Annotated in this window: 17 protein-coding genes and 1 other RNA gene; 5 read left to right on the plus strand and 13 right to left on the minus strand. The window is 69.7% G+C overall.

Annotated features, from left to right (window positions below):
- Positions 1–38 precede the first annotated feature (38 nt).
- Entirely contained in the window at positions 39–2,033 is a 1,995-nt protein-coding gene (locus NFC98_RS05725; RefSeq protein WP_254277155.1) for a cation:proton antiporter, read from the plus strand.
- Here NFC98_RS05725 and NFC98_RS05730 read toward each other — a convergent pair.
- From NFC98_RS05730 to NFC98_RS05740, 3 genes are all read right to left on the minus strand, one after another.
- Positions 2,030–2,380, minus strand: coding sequence for a P-II family nitrogen regulator (locus NFC98_RS05730; RefSeq protein WP_254277156.1), 351 nt, complete (start codon positions 2,378–2,380; stop codon positions 2,030–2,032). The two genes, NFC98_RS05725 and NFC98_RS05730, sit on opposite strands and share 4 nt — an antisense overlap.
- A gap of 100 nt (positions 2,381–2,480) precedes the next feature.
- Complete coding sequence (locus tag NFC98_RS05735; RefSeq protein WP_254277157.1) at positions 2,481–4,529, minus strand: hypothetical protein; 2,049 nt, start codon at positions 4,527–4,529, stop codon at positions 2,481–2,483.
- A gap of 45 nt (positions 4,530–4,574) precedes the next feature.
- Entirely contained in the window at positions 4,575–5,798 is a 1,224-nt protein-coding gene (locus NFC98_RS05740) for an acetyl-CoA carboxylase biotin carboxylase subunit family protein (RefSeq protein ID WP_254277158.1), read from the minus strand.
- A 242-nt stretch (positions 5,799–6,040) separates the two neighbouring features.
- Between NFC98_RS05740 and ffs the strand changes: the two genes are divergently transcribed.
- Positions 6,041–6,137: signal recognition particle sRNA small type (gene ffs, locus NFC98_RS05745), an RNA gene on the plus strand.
- A 125-nt stretch (positions 6,138–6,262) separates the two neighbouring features.
- Here ffs and NFC98_RS05750 read toward each other — a convergent pair.
- From NFC98_RS05750 to NFC98_RS05790, 9 genes are all read right to left on the minus strand, one after another.
- The gene (locus NFC98_RS05750; RefSeq protein ID WP_254277788.1) at positions 6,263–7,030 is read right to left on the minus strand and encodes an amino acid ABC transporter ATP-binding protein; all 768 of its coding nucleotides are present in this window, start codon (positions 7,028–7,030) and stop codon (positions 6,263–6,265) included.
- A 49-nt stretch (positions 7,031–7,079) separates the two neighbouring features.
- Positions 7,080–7,733, minus strand: a complete 654-nt coding sequence (locus tag NFC98_RS05755) for an amino acid ABC transporter permease (RefSeq protein WP_254277159.1) — start codon at positions 7,731–7,733, stop codon at positions 7,080–7,082.
- A 33-nt stretch (positions 7,734–7,766) separates the two neighbouring features.
- Positions 7,767–8,423, minus strand: coding sequence for an amino acid ABC transporter permease (locus NFC98_RS05760; protein WP_254277160.1), 657 nt, complete (start codon positions 8,421–8,423; stop codon positions 7,767–7,769).
- Between the two features lie 92 nt (positions 8,424–8,515).
- The gene (locus NFC98_RS05765; RefSeq protein ID WP_254277161.1) at positions 8,516–9,319 is read right to left on the minus strand and encodes a transporter substrate-binding domain-containing protein; all 804 of its coding nucleotides are present in this window, start codon (positions 9,317–9,319) and stop codon (positions 8,516–8,518) included.
- 161 nt (positions 9,320–9,480) lie between these two features.
- Positions 9,481–10,671, minus strand: a complete 1,191-nt coding sequence (locus tag NFC98_RS05770; protein WP_254277162.1) for an acetyl-CoA C-acyltransferase — start codon at positions 10,669–10,671, stop codon at positions 9,481–9,483.
- A complete protein-coding gene (locus NFC98_RS05775; RefSeq protein WP_254277163.1) occupies positions 10,668–11,951 on the minus strand; it encodes an ArgE/DapE family deacylase in 1,284 nt (427 codons plus the stop codon). Before NFC98_RS05775 ends, NFC98_RS05770 begins: the two co-directional genes overlap by 4 nt.
- Positions 11,951–12,604, minus strand: a complete 654-nt coding sequence (locus NFC98_RS05780; RefSeq protein ID WP_254277164.1) for a 3-oxoacid CoA-transferase subunit B — start codon at positions 12,602–12,604, stop codon at positions 11,951–11,953. The genes NFC98_RS05775 and NFC98_RS05780 overlap by 1 nt, the downstream gene beginning before the upstream one ends.
- A complete protein-coding gene (locus tag NFC98_RS05785; RefSeq protein WP_254277165.1) occupies positions 12,594–13,295 on the minus strand; it encodes a CoA transferase subunit A in 702 nt (233 codons plus the stop codon). The genes NFC98_RS05780 and NFC98_RS05785 overlap by 11 nt, the downstream gene beginning before the upstream one ends.
- Positions 13,292–14,662, minus strand: coding sequence for an aspartate aminotransferase family protein (locus tag NFC98_RS05790; protein ID WP_254277166.1), 1,371 nt, complete (start codon positions 14,660–14,662; stop codon positions 13,292–13,294). Before NFC98_RS05790 ends, NFC98_RS05785 begins: the two co-directional genes overlap by 4 nt.
- 112 nt (positions 14,663–14,774) lie before the next feature.
- Here NFC98_RS05790 and NFC98_RS05795 point away from each other — a divergent pair, with 112 nt between their 5' ends.
- Positions 14,775–15,695: a LysR family transcriptional regulator gene (locus NFC98_RS05795; protein WP_254277167.1), complete on the plus strand. Its 921-nt coding sequence runs from the start codon at positions 14,775–14,777 to the stop codon at positions 15,693–15,695.
- Between the two features lie 97 nt (positions 15,696–15,792).
- Positions 15,793–16,827 (plus strand): histone deacetylase family protein, encoded by a 1,035-nt coding sequence (locus NFC98_RS05800; protein WP_254277168.1) that lies wholly within the window; start codon positions 15,793–15,795, stop codon positions 16,825–16,827.
- Positions 16,828–16,863: 36 nt separating this feature from the next.
- On the opposite strand, the gene NFC98_RS05805 is transcribed toward NFC98_RS05800, so the two are convergent.
- Positions 16,864–17,814, minus strand: coding sequence for a DNA-binding protein (locus NFC98_RS05805; RefSeq protein WP_254277169.1), 951 nt, complete (start codon positions 17,812–17,814; stop codon positions 16,864–16,866).
- Between the two features lie 264 nt (positions 17,815–18,078).
- Between NFC98_RS05805 and NFC98_RS05810 the strand changes: the two genes are divergently transcribed.
- On the plus strand, positions 18,079–20,343 hold the full coding sequence (locus NFC98_RS05810; protein WP_254277170.1) for a bifunctional diguanylate cyclase/phosphodiesterase: 2,265 nt from the start codon (positions 18,079–18,081) through the stop codon (positions 20,341–20,343).
- The last annotated feature ends 35 nt before the right edge of the window (positions 20,344–20,378 follow it).

Here is a 20,378-nt window from a genome sequence, read left to right on the forward strand (position 1 = left end):
GCCGGGCCCAGAAGGGAAACTGAGAAGGGAAAACGGGGATGCTGGAGCAGGCACTGGTACAGATGCTGTTGTTGTTGGGCGCCACGGTGGCCGTCGTACTGGTCTTCCAGCGCTTCAGGGTTCCACCGAGCCTGGGCTATCTGCTGGTGGGGGTGCTGCTGGGCTCCCATACCGCCGGGCCGGTGGTGGCCGACGAGAATATCCGGGTGATCGCCGAGTTCGGCATCGTCTTTCTGCTCTTCACCATCGGGCTCAGTTTCTCGATGCCCCAGATCTATGCGCTGCGCCACACCATCCTCGGCCTGGGCACGTCCCAGGTGGCGCTGACCACGGCGGTGGTGGGGGGGCTGGCCTGGGCCCTGGGCCTGCCCGGCCCGGCGGCCTTCGTGGTGGGGGCGGTGTTCGCCCAGTCCTCCACCACCATCATCACCAAGCAGCTGATGGAGCAGGGGGAGAGCCAGACCCGCCACGGGCGGTTGGGCACCACCATGTCGGTGTTTCAGGACATCACCGCGGTTCCCTTCGTGGTGGTGATCCCGGTGCTGGGAGTGGCGGCGGCCCAGGAGGTGGCTGGGGCGCTTGGATTGGCGCTGGCCAAGGCGCTGCTTGCCTTCGTGATCGTGCTGGTCTCGGGGCGGTTGCTGCTGCGCCCGCTCTTCCATCTGGTGGCGGAGCGCCGCTCCGCCGAGCTGTTCACCCTGACGGTGCTCTTCGTGTCGCTGGTGGCGGCCTGGACCACCAAGACGTTGGGGCTCTCCATGGCCTTCGGCGCCTTCCTGGCCGGCATGGTACTGGGCGACACCGAGTTTCGCCATCAGGTGGAGTCGACCATTCGCCCCTTCAGGGATGTGCTGCTGGGGCTCTTCTTCGTCAGCATCGGCATGCTGGTGGAGCCAGCGCTGCTGCCCGAGATCTGGTGGGAGGCACTGCTGGGCGCCGCGGCGCTGCTGGGCATCAAGCTGGCCCTGGTGACCCTGGTCGTGCGCATCTCCGGCGTGGAGCTGCAGACGGCGTTCCGTACCGGCCTGCTGCTGGCGGTTGGCGGCGAGTTCGGCTTCGCCCTGCTGGCCATCGGCCTGGAGGGCGGCGTGATCGGCAGCTATCCCGCCCAGGTCGTGCTCACCTCGGTGCTCTTCTCGATGATCCTGGCGCCCTTCCTGATCCGCTACAACCAGCCGCTGGCGGCCTGGCTGTTCGGGCGGATCAAGCGGCTGCCGGACCAGACGGCCCCGACCCCCCAGGGACTCGAGGAGCAGGGCCATGTGGTGATCTGCGGCTTCGGGCGCACCGGCCAGACGGTGGCACGCTTCCTGGAGAGCGAGGGGGTGGACTATGTGGCCCTGGATATGGACCCCTCGATCGTGCGTGAGGCCCGCCTGGCGGGGCAGCCGGTCTACTTCGGCGACTCCTCGGATGCCTCCATGCTGGAGAACGTGGGGCTGGAAAGAGCCAGGCTGCTGATCATCAGCCACGACGATCGCCCGGCCGCGCTCAAGACCCTGCGCCATGCGGTTCAGCTGAAGCCGGGCATCCCCGCCGTGGTCCGCAGCCGGGACGAGGGTTCCGTGGCCGAGCTGGTTGCCGCCGGGGCCAGCGAGGTGATCCCCGAGACCCTGGAGGCGAGCATGATTCTGACGTCCCATGCGCTGCAGGCGCTGGGGGTGCCGCTGTATCGAGTGACCCGGCACTTGCAGGAGCAGCGCACCGGTCATTACCAGATGTTGCGCGAGCTGTTTCGGGGTAGCCTGGACAGCATTCAGGATCCGCGCCCGACAGGGGAGCAGGAGCGGCTGCACTCGGTGGTGCTGAGCGAGGGAAGTCCGGTCATCGGCCAGCGCCTGGCGCAGCTGAACACGGAGGGCGACCAGGTGTCGGTGACGGCGCTGGTGCGCGACGAGCAGCGCCAGCGCTACCCAGCGGCGGATACCGAGGTGCAGGCCGATGATGTCCTGGTGCTGCTCGGCACCCAGGATAATCTCGAAAGGGTGGAGCGCCGGCTCACGGGAGCCGGGCGTCCCACCACCGAGGACTAGTCTGTCAGCGGGTGCTCGCGGCTGAGCGCCTTGATGTGCTCGCTGAGCCCCACTGCCTGGGTCACGTCGAGCTCCAGGGCGATACCGGTGTTGAGGCTCTCGTCCAGCTCGCCGGCGTCGCTGACGGCCTGGAGTACCTCGCTGGAGCGGCGCGCCTCCACCAGGATCAGGATCACGCTGCGCGCGGCCATGAACTCCAGGCCGAAGAAGGTCAGGTGGGGCTTGAGCCCCTGGCCCTGGGCGTTGTTGATGATGGTGGCGCCGGTGGCACCGGCATCACGGGCAGCGTCCAGTACCCTTTCCGTCTTGTCCTGGTCCACGAAGACCATCAGCAGCTTGAAGTCCATGACCATCTCCCTGTGGGGCAGGCGTCGTGTCTGGCTCTCGGCCCGCTGGTTCGCTTTCCGTCCATTCTGACAGAGTACAACCGGCAAGTCCTGACCGCCGTCAAGTCGTGACGCCAGGTCCCTCGTCGGCCTGCAGGTCGGTGGGCGGGACGCGGTCGGCGCCCCAGCTGCGGTGGACATGGCCGATCACCCGGTCGAGCTCCGCCTGGGTGATCTCGGCCAGCTCGCCACGCTCCAGCGGGTCGTAGTGGAAGATGTAGAGGCGTGAGGCGAACTGCTCGAAGGGCAGCGAGGCCTCGCCGAAGCGCTCGCCGTGGCCGGCGGTGCTCACCTTGATCCCGTCGCCCCAGTCCTGGCCGCTGTCGTTGTTGGGGTTGAAGAAGTAGACCCGCATGACGTCGGAGGGGTCCAGGGAGACCCGCAGCACGGTGATGGCGTGCCAGCCGATGAAGCGCGCGGCGCTGTCGGTGACGGCGATGCCCGCCGGCTGGGGGTGGATCAGCGGCTGGTTGCCATTGTAGTAGGGGTGGTAGCTGGCGTAGAAGTGGCGCAGGAAGGTATCCAGCTCATGGAGCTGGCCGCTGGCCACGTCGACGTTGATGCGAAAGCCGCGCCCCGACCACCAGCCGTGGAACTCCGGGTTGACCCAGCGGTGGGGGTCCCCCTCGCGGCCGATGCAGCGCCGCCCCATCTCGGCGTAGATGCGGTCCAGGTGGGGCACCACGATCAGCGACACCGGGTCGAGGTCCATGGGCAGGGTCTGGGCCACCCCCGAGAGGCTGGCCATGGAGGAGATCGGCTGGCCCTCGAAGTGCATGATGATCTCGTCGTCACGGGCCGCCCAGGCCACCATCTGCAGCAGATAGTCCGGGTCGTTGTAGGCCCACATGGAGAGCGCCCGGGCCGACTGGCAGGTGGGGTTGTTGCCCTGGCCCACGCCCAGCGGCTGGCCGAGCATGCACAGCACTCCCTCCAGCAGCCGGGCGCGCGGCGAGACCGCCTCGCCGAAGGCCAGGTTCAGCCGCGCCTGGGACCACTCGGAGAGCGTCAGCCCCAGCTGGCGCCACATGGCCGGCGCCACCGGGGGCTGGTAGAGGATGCCGCGCTCGAGCATCAGCGCCAGGCCGTAGACGGCCTGGGGGGTGGCCGGATGCACCCCGCCGCGGATCAGCGCCGAGACCAGCTCGCGGTAGCAGAGCAGGCAGTCGCGGCCGGTGGAGGAGAGGCCCAGCGCCTCGGCCAGCAGGTGGTCGCCGTGGTCGAGCAGGTGGCGCAGCAGCACCGGGTGATAGGGCGAGACCAGGCCGGTGTCGTGCATCGCCCGGGCGAAGCCGGTCGCCTCGCCCTGCAGGGCGGCGGCGTCCATGCTGGAGAGCCGCTCGCGGTAGGGCTCGATGCCGGGGTCCTCGCGACAGGCCCGGGTCGGGCCGAACAGCGAACTGACCAGGCGGTCGGCCCCCTGGCCGCTGGCCCCCAGGTCGATCTCCGGGTTGGCCTGGCAGATGGCGATCTGGGTGATCATCGCCTTGACCGGCTCCACCTGGATGGGACGCTGCTGAAGGATGCGCCAGATCTCGTCGATCAGGCGGTCGATGATGTGCTCGTAGCCGATGCGCTCGGCCAGGTGGCGGAACAGGTGACGGGGGATCTGCGCCAGGCGCCCCTGGGTCTCCCTCTCGGCCTCGCTGGGCGCGCCGAACAGCAGCCACAGGTTGATCGCCATCACCTGGGTCAGGTAGTGGTGCGACTGCTCGGCGGAGACCATGGGGTGCAGGTACTCCCCCTTGGCCACGGCCAGCAGCCGCAGTTCGCTCAGTGCCTCGATCACTACGGTATTGGGGTCGGGGCTCTTGAGCGCATGGGTGGTCAGCGAGGGCACCAGGTACTGGGGGGTCTCCCAGTCTGAGCCGAGGAACACCCCGGCCTCCTCGAAGGCCCGGGCACGTTCCTCGACGGCGGCGGCGCCGCCCTCCTGAAGGAGCACCCGGCGGGCGGTGTCCAGGACGCGGGGGAGCTTGCCGGGCTTGGCGAACTCCCGCGCGCTCGCCAGCAGGGCGATCGCCTCGTCCAGTTTCTGGCAGAGGCCGGCGAGCTTGTCGCTGGCCTCGGGCGTTGCACGGGTGTCTTGCGTCTGTCGGTGCGTGGTCACGCCGACTCCTTGTCGTCAGGCTGTCATTTTTCCATGACGCCTGTATCAGACATAGAAATCAAGCTCTTCCATATGCTTGAGCAGTTCCTTCATGCGCGCCGCCTCGTCGCCCTTGAAGTAGACCAGGCCCCAGTGGGTACCGAAGGCGGTACGCTTGGTGACGGTCTCCTCCATCGGCGGGGTCAGCTCGTGGGACTCGAAGTAGGGGTCGTCCTCGACCTCCTCGGGAATCTCCAGCTTGCTGACCACGCGGCGGCGCGGATAGACCCCGAAGCAGCCGGCGAAGCCGTCGGCATCGACGATTTCCTTGGGGAAGAAGGCGGCGACCTCCTCCGGGGTGCTCTTGGGGTCGAAGACCAGCATGGAGGCCTGGTAGGCGTTGAAGCCGTAGACCCGCTCCAGCAGCTCGAACACCTTGAAGCCCGGCGGCCGATAGGCCACCTCGCCGAAGTACATCTCGCCGTCGCTGGTGACGAAGTACTCGGGGTGGATCAGGCCGAACTCGATGTCGAAGGCCTTGATCAGCTTCTCGATCTGGGCGGTGATCTGCGGGCGGTAACTCTCGAGTTCCGGCGAGGCCGGCACGAACACCGAGTAGCCCAGCGTCACGTACTCGGAGATATTGAGGAAGGCGATCTTGCCGTTGTGGATCCAGGCCTCCACGGCAAACTCCCATCCGTCCAGGTGCGACTCCATCAGCACCGGGAACTCCTCGTCGGGAATGGTATCGACCTCGTCCGGCGTGCGGATCACCCGGTGGCCCAGGCAGCCGGCCTTGTCGAAGGCCTTGAGGTGGATCGGGTCGTTGGGGTCGCCGTCGAGCTTGAGCAGGGTCTGGTTGACCCGCTTGAGGAAGCGCACGACGTCCTCCTTGTCGTGGGCCTCCTCGAAGATGCCCACGCGGATGCCGCCCAACTGGGCGCGGCGCTTCATCAGCGCCTTGTCGCGCAGCAGCAGCGACTGGCCGTAGATTCGTGGACTGTCGAGCAGCACCGAGTTGATGGCCCCGGCCCACTCCACGGTCTCCTCGAACAGCGGGATGGCCACGTCGACGCCCATCTCCTGCAGGGTGTGGGCGATCTCCATCGAGCGGTCGTTCAAGCGTTCGAAGTTCCAGGGTACGTAGGGGATGTCGTGCTTCTGGCAGTACTCTTCCGCCCAGTCCGGGGCGACCACCACGTAGCGTCGGTCGAAGTTCTCGGCGGCTTCGATGGCGTTCAGGCTCCAGCCCAGCAGGGCGATGTAGCCCTTGTTCGGATCCTTCTTCATGGGGCGCCTCCAGATGTCGGCAATGGGTGAAGCCTCCCGGATATGGAGTCGGCTCGAGAGGCGGGGGATGCCCTTCACCATACAGCACTGGAAGGCGACTCACATCCTTGCAGCGCAGCGCGCCATCGCGACTCCCCTTGCCCTTGCCGCCCGGCAGGCGCGCTGGTATAGTGCCGTCGCACTCGGCAAGTCATTGATCGCTCGCCGGGTTTGACACCCAGCGTGTCATGTCGTGGTGGCCCCGTCGGTCCTCCCGCAACGCTAGACCGCAAACCCCGCCAGGCCCGGAAGGGAGCAACGGTAGTGGTGGACGCGTGTGCCGGGATGTGGCTGTCGGGGCCGCCTCCATTTGTGGCCTGTCCATGGCCATGAATGAGCTTTCCATCTTCACTTCTTCCGTCTTTCCGAGACCTCCCCGTTTCTGCCGTGGGGCTCAGCGTCGTGGGCTGGCTGCCGAAGCCTGCCTAGGCCGGCGTCTGGGACTGGCTGCCCAGGTGCTTGCGCAGGAAGTGGCGGGTGCGCTCCTGGTCCGGGTTCGAGAAGAGCTTGTCGGGCGTGTCGGCCTCCACCACCACGCCGCCATCCATGAACATCGCCCAGTCGGAGACGTCGCGGGCGAAGGCCATCTCGTGGGTGACGATCAGCATGGTCATGTGCTCCTCGGCCAGGCCCTTCATCACCCGGTTCACCTCCTCCACCAGCTCCGGGTCCAGCGCCGAGGTGGCCTCGTCGAACAGCATTACCTTGGGCTGCATGGCCAGCGCGCGGGCGATGGCCACCCGCTGCTTCTGGCCCCCGGAGAGGGAGCTCGGGTAGGCCCGCGCCTTGTCCGCCAGGCCCACGCGCTCGAGCAGCTCCATGCCCAGCTCCCGGGCGGCCCCGGCATTCATGCCCTTGAGCTTCCTGGGCGCCAGCGTCACGTTCTCCAGCGTCGAGAGGTGGGGAAACAGGTTGAAGTGCTGGAACACCATGCCCATGTTCTGGCGGATATGGTTGATGTGCCGCTCGAAGGCGAGCCCCTTGAGGTCGGGCCGGTTCACCTGCACGCCATCCAGCAGGATCTGCCCCTCGTCGATCACCTCCAGGTTGTTGATGGAGCGCAGCAGCGTGCTCTTGCCCGACCCGGAGGGGCCGATGATGGAGATGATCCTGCCGCGGTCGACCCTCAGGTCGATGCCCTTCAGCACCTCCAGGTCACCGAAGCGTTTCTTGATCCCCTTGAGCTCGACCATCGGGGTGTCTGTCGTCTGTGTCATGCGAGAACCTCTGGAACGGGGCGGGTTAGCGGCGATAGGCGGCACGGCGCTCGATCCACGTCTGGCCGGCTTCCATCATCAGGTTGATCAGGTAGTAGATGACCGCGATGGTGATGTAGAACTCGAAGGGCCGGAAGGTGATGCTGATGGCGTACTGGGAGACATAGACCATCTCGCCGATCCCGATGGCCGACAGCACCGAGATGTCCTTCACCATGATGATCATGTTGTTGCTGAGCTGGGGCAGGGCGCGATAGAAGGCCTGGGGCAGGATGATGTAGAGCAACGTCCTCAGATGGCCGAAGCCCAGTGACCGCGACGCCTCGTACTGGCCGCTCGAGACCGAGCGGATGGTGGCGATGAAGATGTCGGCGTTGTAGGCCATGTAGTGGAAGCCCAGGCCCAGGATCCCCACCACGATGGCCGGTATCAGGATCAGCTCGCCGAGGCCGAAGTAGAGGAAGTAGAGCTGCAGCAGTAGCGGGGTGGTCATGAACAGCCAGATGAAGAAGCGCAGCGGCCAGCTGACGACCTTGCGGGTATACAGCGAGATGACCGCCACGATCTGGCCGCCGAGGATCGACATGGCGGCCACGGCCAGGCCGATCAGCAGGGTGACGCCCACGCCCTTGAGCAGCGTGGGGAAGTAGGCGATGACGGGACTGAAGTCGAATTCCATGGGGCTGTCCTGGTGGTTGTGGCCCGGCAGGCGTTACAGGAAGGTGTAGCGCGTGGCTCGGCGGTAGAGGAACTCCACGAGGCCCATGACCGCATAGATGATGACGATGTACATCAGCGCACTGAGGGTGAAGACCTCCAGGGGCTTGTAGGTCGAACCGATCAGCCGCTGGGCCTGATAGGTCAGTTCGACCACCGAGATGATCGAGACCAGCGAGGAGTTCTTGACCAGGATGATCGCCAGCACCCCGACCGAGCGGATCATCAGCCCGGCCGCCTGGGGCAGGATGATGTGCTGCAGCGTGGCCAGGCGACCGAAGCCCAGCGAGCGAGACGCCTCGTTCTGGCCGCTGTCCACCGATTCGATGGCGCCGCGCATGGCCTCGCTCATGTAGGCCCCGATGTTGAAGGCACCCACCACCACCCCACAGGTGAAGGGGTCGAGGCGCAGGCCGATCGCCGGGCCGCCGTAGAAGACCAGCAGCAGCTGCACGAAGTAGGGGGTGCCACGCACCACGCTGATATAGGCGCGGGCCAGCCAGCGCAGCGGCGGCAGGCGCGCGGTCCTGAGGGCCACCAGCGCCGAGGCGATGAAGAAGCCGAAGAACAGGGCGCGGGCCGAGATGTCCAGGGTGACCCAGGCCGCCTTCACCAGCAGCGGCGTGATGTCGATCATCAGGTTGATGTCCATGGTCGTCGTGACCCTGTCGTTGTGATTGTCATGATGAGGTCAGGCGGGCAGGCGCCGGCAGGGCTTTCGCCCTGCCGTGCCGAGGCGAGGCGTCAGTTGAAGTCGACGCCTTCGCCGATCCAGGTGTCGACGATGGCCTGGTAGGTGCCGTCCTCCCGGATCTCGGCCAGCGCCGCGTTGAGCGCCTCGCGGAGTTCCGGGGAACCCTTCTGCACGGCAATGGCGGCCGGGAAGCGCGGCAGCTCCCCCACGTCGACCTGCCTGATGGGGAGGTCATTCTCGTTGAGCGCGACATAGACGGGGATGTCGTCGGCGACCATCACGTCGATGCGCCCGGTGGTCAGGGCGTTGAGCATGTCTGGCAGCCCCTGGAAGGTCTGGTTGCGCCACCTGCCCTCGGCCTGCTCGGTGGCCCACTGGTTGCCCGTCTCGCCGAGGGTCGAGCCGACCCGCTTGCCTTCGAAGTCATCGATGCTGGCGACGTCGTCGGTCTCCTCCCGCACCCAGATCGAGAGGCCTGAGCTGTAGTAGGAATCGGTGAAGTCGACGGCCTTCTGACGCTCCTCGGTGGCGCTCATGCTGCAGATGCAGGCGTCGAAGCGTCCCCCGGCCAGGGCCGCGACGATGCCGTTCCAGGGTGAGGTCTGGATGTTCACCTCGACGTCCATCCGCTCGGCCAGGGCCTCGGCGATGTCCACGTCGAAGCCGACGAGGTTGCCGGCCGTGTCCACGAAGCTGAAGGGCGGATAGGCGCCGGAGTTGGCGACCTGGAAGACGTCCTCCCGGATCTCGGGAAGGTCCCGGGCCTGGGCCGGCAGGATGGCCAGGGTGGTGGCGCCCAGCAGCGCCAGGGTGCCGATCACGGGGCGAAGAAGGGACTTGTTGTGCTTTGTCATGTCGATACCTGATTGTTGTCGTTGGTGAAAAGCGGCTCGAGGAGCCATCTGGCGTCCATGACGCCGGTGCATTCCGGAGCGAATCGCTGACGGTTGGTGGGACCCTCCTTTCCCGCCCGCGAGGCGGGATATTCAAAAGTGGCAGGTGTCGTCGACACCCGTCATGCGCGCTCGAGGATCATGGCGATACCCTGGCCGCCGCCGATGCAGGCGGCCGCGCAGCCGTAGCGCTTGCCCTCGGCTTGCAGGATGCGGGCCAGGGTGCCGGCCAGGCGTACGCCGGTGGCACCGAGGGGATGGCCGAGCGCCAGGGCGCCGCCCCAGACGTTGACCCGCTCGGGGTCCAGCCCCAGCTCGCCCATGGCGTGCAGCGGCACCGCGGCGAAGGCCTCGTTGATCTCCCAGGCGTCGATATCGGCCACGGCGAGGCCCGTCTGGGCCAGCACGCGGCGGATGGCCGCGGCCGCCCCGGCGCCCATCCGCTCGGGTTCGACCCCGCAGTCGGCGACGTCCACCACCCGGGCCAGGGGCTTGGCACCATGGCGCGCCAGCGCCTCCTCGGACATCAGCAGGGCAGCGGCGGCCCCGGAGGTCAGGGGCGAGCTGTTACCGGCGGTCACCCGGCCGCCGTCCAGGAACACCGGGTCGAGGCCGGCCAGCCGCTCGGCGCTGGTGTCGGCGCGGATAGTGGCGTCCCGCTCGACCGGCTCGCCCTCGGCGTTGGCCAGGGCCAGGCGCTCGCCCTCGAAGCGCCCCGCGGCCTCGGCCGCGGCGGCCCTCTGGTGTGAGGCCAGGGCGAAGGCGTCCATGGCCTCGCGCCCGATGCCGGCGGCCTCGGCCAGGCGCTCGGCGGTCAGGCCCATGTTCAGGGCCACGTCGAGCTCCAGCCATGGGGCCTGGCGCAGCACGGCCGGGCGGGTCAGCACCCCCTCCTTGAAGAGCGTCGGACCCATGGGGACCCGGGTCATGTTCTCGACGCCGCCGGCGAGGCCGACCTTGACGGCGCCGGCCTGGATCTCCCGGGCGGTGCTGCGCAGGGCGGCGAGCCCCGAGCCGCACTGCTGGTCGATCTGGCGGCTGGCGCAGGCGCGGCCCCGCTCGCCCAGGCGCCCGGCGAGCCACAGCGGGTAGCGGCCGCCGAAGCTCCACTGCTCCTTGACCGGCAGGGCGCAGCCAACGCTCAGCTCCTCCACGGCGGCGCCGTCGAGGTCGCGGCGCTCCAGCAGGGCGTCGATCACGGCGGCCAGCAGGGCATCGCTGCGGGTATCGGCCCAGGCGTCCACCTCCGGCTTGCGGGGGTGGGCGCGGGTGAAGGCGCTGCGGGCGTAGTCGACGAGATAGGCGTCTCTCATGCGCTCGGCTCCTGTTGGGTGGCCTGCTGTCCCCAGCGGTGGAGGAACAGCGCGTAGGTGGTCAGCACGTGGCGGATGGAGTCGATCTCCACGCACTCGTCCACGCCGTGGATGCGCTCGGCCACCGGGCCGTAGCAGGTGCCGTTGATCCCGCCCGAGACGTGGAAGGCGCGCAGGTCGGTGGTGCAGGTGGCGAGGTAGTGGGCCGGCGGTTCCCCCAGCAGCGCCTCGTGGCAGGCCGAGAGCATCCGGATGCCGGGGGTGTCCAGGTCGACCAGGTGCCCCTCGGAGCGGAAGCCGTGGAAGCTGACTCGGGGCGGAGGCGTGGCGTCGTCGAGCTCGGCATGGCGGGCCATGATGGCCTCGCGCACCCGGCGCATGGTCGCGTCGGGCGTCATGCCCGGCGGGAAGCCGACGCGCCCCTCGAGGATGGCGTGGGCCGGCACGCTGGAGGCCCAGTTGCCGCCCTCCACCCGGCCAACGCTCAGGTTGAAGGGGTGGGGGTGGTCCGCGTAGGGCGCCGGGCGGGGCAGGGCGTTGATCTCCGCTTCCAGGGCCTTGAGGGACGGCAGGTACTGCTGCAGGGTCTCGATGGCATTGCGGCCGGCGGCGGTGTCCAGCACGTGGGCGGGCACCCCGTCGAGGCGCATGCGGAACCACAGCACGCCCACCTGGCCGCTCAGTATCCGGGCGCCGAAGGGCTCGGGGATCAGCACGAAGTCGCCGCCGTAGCCCTGGTGGAGGCAGGCCAGGGCGCCGTTGCCGGTGCACTCCTCCTCGATCACCGTCTGCAGGGTCAGCGGGAAGTCGATCGCCACCCCGGCCCGGCGCACCGCCGCCACCGCCATCACCATGGCGGCGATGCCGGCCTTCATGTCGCCGGCACCGCGGCCGTAGAGCCAGCCGTCACGCTCCCAGGGCTCCCAGGGCGGGCGGGTCCACATGTCGGTGGGTTCGGCGGGCACCACGTCCAGGTGGCCGTTGAACACCAGGTGGGGCTTGTCGCTCTGGGGATTGAGCCGGCTGACCAGATTGTAGCGCCCCTCGCTCGACCATTCGGTGGGCGCCCGGTGGGGGTGGTCGGCAAGGCCCGGGGCGTCCAGGGGCACCCGGGTCGCCGGCAGGTCCAGCCGCTCGAGCCAGGCCTCCATGGTATCCAGCGCGCCCTGCTCCTGGCCCAGCACGCTGTAGCCGCGCACCAGGTCGCGGGTCAGCGCCAGGGTGTCATCCATCAGCGCCTCGCAGGCGGCGACGATGCACTTCTCGTTGGCATCCAGCATCAGAACCTCCCCAGCCGTGATTCATCGATGAGCAGCGGTGCCTCGGTGGCCGCCCTCAGCTCCGCAGGATCGAGCCCCTCGGCGATATCCACCACGGCGAGCCCCGCCGGGGTCACGTCCATCACCGCCTTGTCGGTGATGATGCGCGACACGCAGCCGCTGGCGGTGAGCGGCAGGCGGCAGCGCGCCAGTATCTTGGGGCTGCCGTGCTTGTCGTTGTGGGAGCAGAGCACCACCAGCCGCCTGACCTTCTGGGCCAGCTCCATGGCGCCGCCGATCCCCGGGGAGAACCTGCCGGGGATCTTCCAGTTGGCCAGGTTGCCGGCCGCGTCGACCTCGAAGGCGCCCATGAAGGTGAGGTCGACGCGGCTGCGCCGGATCATGGCGAAGGAGGTGGCGCTGTCGAAGACGCTGGCTCCGGGGCGGGTGGTGATGTAGGCCCCGCCGGAGTCGATCATGTCGTGGTCCGGCGCCTCGCCGTCGCGGCGCGGGCGGCAGCCCAGCACGCCGTTCTCCGAGTGCACCAGCACCTCCATCTCGTCGGGGAGGTAGTGGAAGAGGCGGGTCGGCAGGCCGATGCCGAGGTTGACGATCTGGCCGGGGATCACCTCCCGGGCGGCTCGGGCCAGGATGCGCTGGGTGTCAGAGGCCATGGGGGCGCACTCCCTGTTCGCTGGTGACACGGTCGACCTGCACCACCTGGCTGACGAAGGCGCAGGGGGTGTGGATGGCATCGATGGGCAGCTCGCCCGGTGCGTCGAGGCGGTAGGCCTGGGCGATCACCTGCTCGGCGGCCATGGCCATCAGCGGGTTGAAGTTGCTGGCGGTGGCGCGGTAGATCAGGTTGCCGTAGCGGTCGGCCCGCTCGGCGTGCACCAGGGCAAAATCGGCGTGCAGGGCGGGCTCGATGCCCCAGCAGCGGCCGTCGAGCTCGATCTCCCGGCGGCCCTCGGCGATCTCGGTGCCCTGGCCGATGTCGGTGAGAAAGCCCCCGTGGCCGGCGCCGGCGCAGCGGATCTTCTCGGCGAGCAGGCCCTGGGGGTGGAAGCTCACCTCGAGTCGCCCGGCATTCATCGCCTCGATGGCGGTGCGGTTGAGCCCCAGGTGGGAGGTGATCAGCCGCCTGACGCGGCCGGCCTCGATCAGCCTGCCGATGCCGATGCCGGGCTCGTTGGCGTCGTTCTTGATCAGGGTGAGCCCGCCCTGGCCGGATTCGAGCAGGGCGTCGAGCAGTGCGAAGGGGGTGCCGGGCGAGCCGAACCCGCCGACCATGATCGTCGCCCCCTCGGGGATGGCGGCTACGACCGCCTGGATGTCGCGGACCTTCTCGGTGAGCAGCGTCATGACGGGCGGACCTCCGTCGGCCGGGCATTGGGGGCAGCGGCCTCGTCGGCCAGCGCCCGGTCGAAGCGCGCCATGGCACGCGCCAGGCGCTCGAGCAGGGTCTCCACCTCCGCGGCGGTGATGGTCAGCGGCGGGGTGACCAGGAAGTGGTCGCCGGCCACGCCGTCCAGGGTGCGGCGGGGGTAGATCAAGAGCCCCGCTTCCCGGGCCAGGGCGGTGATCTGGGCGAAGCGGTTCTGCGCGGCGGGGAAGGGCTCACGGGTCACCGGGTCGGCCACCAGCTCCACGCCCCACAGCAGGCCGAGGCCGCGCACCTGGCCGACCCAGGGATAGCGCCCGGCCAGCGCCCGCAGGCCGGCCCCGAGCTGCTCGCCGCGCGCCCGGGTGTTGGCCAACAGCCCCTCGCGGCGGATCGCCTCGATGACGGCGAGGCCGGTGGCGCAGGCCAGCGGGTTGCCGGCGTAGGTGTGCCCGTGCTGGAAGCCGCCGGCGGCCATCACCGCCGCGACGATGTCGTCACGCGCCAGCAGCGCCCCCACCGGGTAGTAGCCCGCCCCCAGCCCCTTGGCGGTGGCCAGCAGGTCGGGGACGACGTCGTAGTGCTGCCAGGCGAACCAGGCGCCGGTGCGGCCCACACCGGTGAGCACCTCGTCGAGGATCAGCAGGCAGCCTGCCTCGTCGCACAGCGCGCGGATGCCCTTGAGGTAGCGCTCGCCCAGCTGCCGGGCGCCCGTGCTGGCGCCGCCCACCGGCTCCAGCACGAAAGCGATGATCGACTCGGGGCCGGCGGCCTCCATGGCCGCGCGGGTCTCGGCCAGCACCCGGTCCACATGGGCGTCGTCGTCGGCGTCCCGGTGGCGGTAGAAGTCCGGTCCCGGCACCTTGAGCGAGGCGTGGGTGAGGTCGGTGAAGGGGGCCTCCAGGGGCCGGTAGCCGGTGACGCCCAGCGCGCCCAGGGTGCTGCCGTGGTAGGAGGGGCGCAGCGAGACGAAGCGCCGCCGCCGGGGCTCGCCGATGGCGACGAAGTACTGCCGGGCCAGCTTGAGGGCGGACTCCACTGCTTCCGAGCCGCTGGAGACGAAGAACACCTTCTCCAGGGCGCCGCCGGTGAGTTCCACCAGGGCATGGCCCAGGGCCAGGGCGGGGGCGCTCTCGAACTGGGTGCGGTAGGTGAAGGCGACGCGGTCGAGCTGGGCCAGCATGGCGTCGCGGATGTCCTGGCGACCGTGGCCGAGGTTGCAGGAGATGGCGCCGGAGCAGCCGTCCAGGTATTCCTTGCCATGGGTGTCCCAGAGGGTGACACCTTCGGCGTGGCTGACTTCCGGCAGGGCGGGGCCGGCCTGGTAGAACAGCGGAGAGTCGGTCATCGAGGCTTCCGTTTGTCGTTATGGTGATGTGAGAAGGCTCGATGCAGTCTAGGTAGTCGCGTCAGAATATTTCAATATATGATGTTTTTACCGAATTCGATGAGTTTGAATCATGGCTGACGTGACCATCCACTCCCTCAAGGCGCTGGCGGTCTTCAAGACGCTCTACGAGGCGGGCAGCGCCTCCCAGGCGGCACGGACCCTGGGCATCACCCAGTCCGGGGTCAGCCGCTCGCTGGCCCAGCTCGAGGAGAACCTCGGGATCCAGCTGTTCCTGCGCGAGAAGAACCGCCTGGTGGCCACTCCCGAGGCCGGCGAGCTCTACGACGAGATCCTGCGGCTGATGGGCAACATCGAGGAGCTGCGCCACAGCGTGCTGGCGCTCAAGGAGTTCGGCACCTCGCGGCTGCGGATCGCCTCGATTCCCGGCCTCTCCTTCGGTTTCGTGCCGAGCCTGGTGGCGGCGCTGCTGGAGGAGAATCGCCGCTTCAGCGTCAGCCTCGACATGATGTCCAGCCATGAGGTGCAGCTGGCCGTGGAGTCGAGCCATGCCGATATCGGCTTCGTCACCCTGCCGGTGGCCTCGCGGGTGCTGGAGGTGGAGCCCTGGTTCACCACCGAGGCGGTCTGCCTGCTGCCGGCGGCCCACCCCCTGGCGGACCAGGCGCGGATCGGCATCGAGGACCTGCGCGACCAGCACCTGGTGATCAGCAACCAGCCGAGCATCAGCACCAACCCGCTGCTCGAGCTGGTCGCCCGTCACGGCATCCGCATCGCCGGCAAGACCGAGGCCAATATCGGCACCATCACGGCGCTGGTGGCCAACGGCGTGGGGGTCACGGTGATGAACCCGGTGACCGCCCGGGACCAGCTTTCGTCCGGGGACTCGGTGGTGGTCCGGCCGTTCCATCCGGCCATGACGTTCGGCTTCGGCCTGGTCTATCGCGGGGAGTGGAAGCGTGCCCGGGCCCTGGACTTCCTTCGCGAGCGGGGTCGGGGACTGGTGGCGCGCTACACCGCCTCCCCGGGGTAGGCCGCCGGGCCTGGCAGGGGACCGCCGCGGCCCGGCGGGGATGGCGCGCCCGCGCGGTGCATGGCATGGTCACGAGACAACCCTTCAGGATGGCAGGATGATCACCTTTCACAGCGAGACCACCAAGGCGCGCCGGGCGCGCACCGAACTGGATGGCGGGCGACTGGTGGCGCCCTACGAGTGCCCCGAGCGGGTCGACCTGGTGCTGGCGCGGATCCAGGCATCGGGCCTGGGCGAGGTGCGTGCCCCCGGCGACTACGGCCTGGCGCCGGTACTGGCGATCCACGACCGTGACTACGTCGACTTCCTGGCCGGCTGCTGGGAGGCCTGGCAGGCGGCCGGCCGCCAGGGCGAGGCCATTGCCTGGGTCTGGCCGACCCGGACCATGCCCGGACGACGCATCCCGGCGCACATCGACGGCCGGCTGGGCCATTACGCCCTGGGCGCCGACACCTCCATCTGTGAGGGCACCTTCGAGGCCGCCATGGCCAGCAAGGACGTGGCGCTGGCCGCGGTGGACCACCTGCTGGCCACCGGCGAGCCGGCCTTCGGGCTGTGCCGTCCGCCGGGACACCATGCCGCCACCGATCAGTTCGGCGGCTACTGCTTCTTCAACAATGCGGCCATCGCCGCCCAGCGAGCCCTGGATGCCGGCCACGCCCGGGTGGCGGTGCTGGATATCGACTTCCACCACGGCAACGGCACCCAGCAGATCTTCTACGCCCGCGACGACGTGCTGTTCCTGTCGCTGCACGGCGATCCGCTGCACTGCTTCCCCCACTTCCTGGGCCATGCCGAGGAGGGCGGCGAGGGCGCAGGCGAGGGCTTCAACGTCAACTACCCGCTGCCGCCGGGCACCGGCTTCTCGGCCTGGGCTGAGGCCCTGGAGGATGCGCTGGTCCGCATCCGCGAGGCGGGCTGCGAGCTGCTGGTAGTGTCGCTGGGAGTGGATACCTTCGAGGGCGACCCGATCAGCGCCTTCCGGCTGGCCAGCGACGACTTCCTCGAGGTGGGGCGGCGCCTGGCGCGGCTCGGGCTGCCGACGGTGTTCCTGCTCGAGGGCGGCTACGCGGTGGAGGAGATCGGGGTGAACGTGGTCAACGTGCTGGCGGGGTTCGAGGGCCGCGGCTGAGGCGCGGCCCTCGGGGCCTGGCGGTGAGCGAGGGGCTCAGCCCTTCTGGCCGCGCTGGCGCTGCTGCACCTGCAGGGCATCCATGCGACTCTTCAGGGCGGCCTGGGTGGCCTGCAGCGCTTCGGCGCGGATCTCCGCCTTGGTGGCGCGCTGGCCGGCCTCCTGCGCCTGCTTCAGGGCGTCCTGGCGGGCGCGCTCCACGGCATCGAGCCGCTCCTTGTGCTCGGCGCGCAGCTCGGCCACCTCCTGGCGGTGGCGGGTGCGCTCGGCCTGGAGCTCCTTCTGCACGACGGCCAGCTGTTCGGTCTTCTCGCCGGCCTGAGACAGGGCGGCGTCGCGCTGGGTCTCGGCCACCGCCTGGCTGCGCTCGGCCTGGACGCGCTCCCCCTCGGCGCCGCGCACGCGGCGCTCGGCGGCCAGCCGCTCCTGCTGGGCGGCCTCGAGCTGCTCCTTGAGCATCGCCACCTGCTGGCGCGACTGGATCAGGGACTCCTGTGCCTCCCGTGACTCACGCCGCTCGCTTTCCAGCTCGCCGCTGAGGCGCTCCGCTTCGGCCTTCAGCGCCTCCCGGCGCTCCCGGGCCTCGTCGCGCTCCGCCTCCGAGCGCTGCAGGCGGCCTTCCAGCTCGGCCACGCGCCGCTCCAGGGCCTCGCCGCTCTCGGCCAGGGTGGCGGCATCGGCGCGCGCCTCTTCCGCCGCCTGCTCGCCCTCGGCCCTGGCGGCCGCGACCTGACGCTCGATCTCCTGGGCGAGGGCGTCGATCAGGGTCTCGGGCGGCACCGGCGTCGGCCGCGGCGGGGCCGGTCGCGTGTCGCGCCAGGTCGTCAGGTGGCGCTGGATGCGGTGGGGGGAACCGCCACCCAGGTGCTCATAGACCCGCTGGAGGGTCGGCTCCGCGCCGCGGTTGATCAGGTTCTCGGCGGCGGCGGCCACCTGCTCCTGGGTGATGCCGGCCGTGGTGCCGGTGTCGGGATGCTCTCGGCTCATGTCTTCCCTGCGTGATGGCGTGCCGTCTTGGAGGCGTTGCGGCACCAGACTAGCACAGCCCGCCGGCGGCGAACCCTCCGCCGGTGACTCGGGGCCGGGTGCGTTGGTGGCCGGCGACGAACGGGCTTGGAGGAATCCGGGGATCGGACCACAATGGTCGCAACAGGGACCGGTCACCGGGAAGCGAGGCGCATGGCAACGAGGCGGAAGTTCGAGCATGGCCGGTAGCTACCCGTGCCAGGCAGGCCGGGCGGGGCGATGGCCATGAAGCGGTCGCAGCGGCGCATCGTGCTGCTGGCGATGCTGGGCATCCTGGTCACCGGGAGCCTGGTAGCGCTGGCCACTGCCTGGCCGCTCTTCCAGGCTCATCGGCAGAGCCTGGAGGCCACTACGGTGGTGAGCGCCACGGCCCATGCCGAGTCCCTCGAGCACCTGCTGGCCCGCTATCGCGACGTCTCCCGCCAGCTGGCCAGCCGCACCGAGATCCGCCGGCGGCTGGCCCGCTATGCCGGCGGCGAGCTTGAGGACGAGGCGCTGGCCGAGTACACCCGCCCCCGGCTGGAGGATGCCATGCGCCAGTCTGGGGAGATGGTCGGCCTGCTCCGGCTGGGGCCCGGCGACGAGCCGCTGCTGGCCATCGGCCAGGCGCCGGACGCGGCGGGCGACGTGTCGGCGCTGTCGGTCACCGAGCGGCTGGTCATGCGGGACGACGAGCCGCTGCTGGAGGTGGTATCGCCCATCTACGCCGCCGGCGGCCAGCGCATCGGCACCGACCGGGTCTTCTTCCGCCTGGACGGGATGGCGATGCTGCTCGACGAGGATGGGCGCTTCGGCGGCGATGCCCGCCAGTGGCTGCTGGGGCCGCCCGGCGAGACGCTGCTGACCCACGGGGCCGCCGGACGGCTGGTCCGCGACGGCGAGCGTGCCCCGCCGCCGGCGAAGCAGCTGGATGATCTGGCGGCGGGGCATGCGGGCCTGCTGCGAGAGGGGGGCTGGCGAGACGGACGGCTGTTGGTGCATGCCCCCCTGGCGACCCCCGGCTGGGGGCTGCTGGTGGAGATTCCCGCCGCGGGCTTCTACGGCTCGGTGCTGCGCGAGCTGACCTGGCCGGCGGTCACGGTGCTGCTGCTGATGGCGATCGGGGCGCTGGCCACGCTGCGCACCATCTCCCCGCTGATGTCGCGGATCAGCGAGCAGGCCGGCCGCCTGCGCCTCTCGGCCGACTACGACGCGCTCACCGGCCTGCCCAACCGCCCCCACCTGAGCCGGCGCCTCGACCGGGCGCTGGCGCGCGCCCGGGAGGAGCGAGGCCAGCTGGCGGTGCTGTTCCTCGACCTGGACCACTTCAAGGGCATCAACGACAGCCTGGGGCACGCCCTGGGCGACCGGCTGCTGCAGTCGGTGGCCCGCCGCCTGGCCGGCGTGCTGCGCGACGAGGATGCCCTCGGCCGCCTGGGCGGCGACGAGTTCCTGCTGGTGCTGGAGGAGTTGCACGATCCGACGGATGCCAGCCGGGTAGCCGGCAAGCTGATCGATGCCCTGCTGCAGCCCTTCGACCTGGAGGGCCACGAGATCTTCATCGGCGCCTCGGTGGGCATCAGCCTCTATCCTCAGGACGGCCGCAGCGCCGAGACGCTGATCCAGCGCGCCGACACCGCCATGTACGGCGCCAAGGCCCTCAAGCGCAATACCTGGCAGTTCTTCACCCCGGCGCTGGGCGAGGCGAGCCGCGAGCGTTTCGCCATGGACGTGGGGCTGCGCCGCGCCCTGGAGCATGACGAGCTGGTGCTCCACTACCAGCCCCAGGCGGAGGTCGAGAGCGGCCGGCTGCTCGGCGCCGAGGCGCTGGTGCGCTGGACGACCCCCCAGGGCGAGGTGGTGGGGCCGGGGCGCTTCATCGCCCTGGCCGAGGAGGCCGGGCTGATCCACGCCATCGGCCGCTGGGTGCTCGGCGAGGCGTGTCGCCAGGCCCGCGAGTGGGAGCGGAGGGGCCTGCCGTTGCGGGTGGCGGTCAACCTCTCGGGGCTGCAGGTGGTACAGGGGGATATCGTCGCCGACGTGCGCGCCGCCCTGCACGAGAGCGGCCTGTCGCCGTCGCGGCTGGAGCTGGAGCTCACCGAGGGGTTCATGATCGGCCACGCCGATGCGGGGCTGGCCCGGCTGCATGACCTGCGCCGGCTGGGCGTGGCGCTGGCGGTGGACGACTTCGGCACCGGCTACTCCTCACTGGCCTACCTCAAGCGGTTGCCGGTGCAGACCCTGAAGATCGACCGCTCCTTCCTGGCCGACGTGCCTGGCGGCCCGGCGGACGAGACCCTGGTGGCGGCGATTCTCTCCCTGGCCGACAAGCTGGAGCTCGAGGTGGTCGCCGAGGGGGTGGAGCGGGCCGAGCAACTCGCCTTCCTGCAGCGCCTCGGCTGTCGCTACTACCAGGGAGAGCTGCTGGGGGAGCCGCTGGCGGCCGAGGCCTTCGCGCAGCGATGGACGCGCGGGCAGACCTTGCTTTCCGCGGCCGGCCCCAGTCGCTAGAATGAACGTCTCCTGCCGGGCGTCGGGAGCCGGGC

The organism is Halomonas sp. 3H (assembly GCF_024206005.1).
Classification (GTDB): domain Bacteria; phylum Pseudomonadota; class Gammaproteobacteria; order Pseudomonadales; family Halomonadaceae; genus Halomonas; species Halomonas campaniensis.

Excerpts from the sequence above, each read along its gene's own strand:
- NFC98_RS05725 (WP_254277155.1), top strand. The coding sequence starts at position 39 with ATGCTGGAGCAGGCACTGGTACAGATGCTGTTGTTGTTGGGCGCCACG.
- NFC98_RS05730 (WP_254277156.1), bottom strand. The coding sequence starts at position 2,380 with ATGGACTTCAAGCTGCTGATGGTCTTCGTGGACCAGGACAAGACGGAA.
- NFC98_RS05740 (WP_254277158.1), bottom strand. The coding sequence starts at position 5,798 with ATGAAGAAGGATCCGAACAAGGGCTACATCGCCCTGCTGGGCTGGAGC.
- NFC98_RS05750 (WP_254277788.1), bottom strand. The coding sequence starts at position 7,030 with ATGGTCGAGCTCAAGGGGATCAAGAAACGCTTCGGTGACCTGGAGGTG.
- NFC98_RS05755 (WP_254277159.1), bottom strand. The coding sequence starts at position 7,733 with ATGGAATTCGACTTCAGTCCCGTCATCGCCTACTTCCCCACGCTGCTC.
- NFC98_RS05760 (WP_254277160.1), bottom strand. The coding sequence starts at position 8,423 with ATGGACATCAACCTGATGATCGACATCACGCCGCTGCTGGTGAAGGCG.
- NFC98_RS05765 (WP_254277161.1), bottom strand. The coding sequence starts at position 9,319 with ATGACAAAGCACAACAAGTCCCTTCTTCGCCCCGTGATCGGCACCCTG.
- NFC98_RS05770 (WP_254277162.1), bottom strand. The coding sequence starts at position 10,671 with ATGAGAGACGCCTATCTCGTCGACTACGCCCGCAGCGCCTTCACCCGC.
- NFC98_RS05775 (WP_254277163.1), bottom strand. The coding sequence starts at position 11,951 with ATGCTGGATGCCAACGAGAAGTGCATCGTCGCCGCCTGCGAGGCGCTG.
- NFC98_RS05780 (WP_254277164.1), bottom strand. The coding sequence starts at position 12,604 with ATGGCCTCTGACACCCAGCGCATCCTGGCCCGAGCCGCCCGGGAGGTG.
- NFC98_RS05785 (WP_254277165.1), bottom strand. The coding sequence starts at position 13,295 with ATGACGCTGCTCACCGAGAAGGTCCGCGACATCCAGGCGGTCGTAGCC.
- NFC98_RS05790 (WP_254277166.1), bottom strand. The coding sequence starts at position 14,662 with ATGACCGACTCTCCGCTGTTCTACCAGGCCGGCCCCGCCCTGCCGGAA.
- NFC98_RS05795 (WP_254277167.1), top strand. The coding sequence starts at position 14,775 with ATGGCTGACGTGACCATCCACTCCCTCAAGGCGCTGGCGGTCTTCAAG.
- NFC98_RS05800 (WP_254277168.1), top strand. The coding sequence starts at position 15,793 with ATGATCACCTTTCACAGCGAGACCACCAAGGCGCGCCGGGCGCGCACC.
- NFC98_RS05805 (WP_254277169.1), bottom strand. The coding sequence starts at position 17,814 with ATGAGCCGAGAGCATCCCGACACCGGCACCACGGCCGGCATCACCCAG.
- NFC98_RS05810 (WP_254277170.1), top strand. The coding sequence starts at position 18,079 with ATGAAGCGGTCGCAGCGGCGCATCGTGCTGCTGGCGATGCTGGGCATC.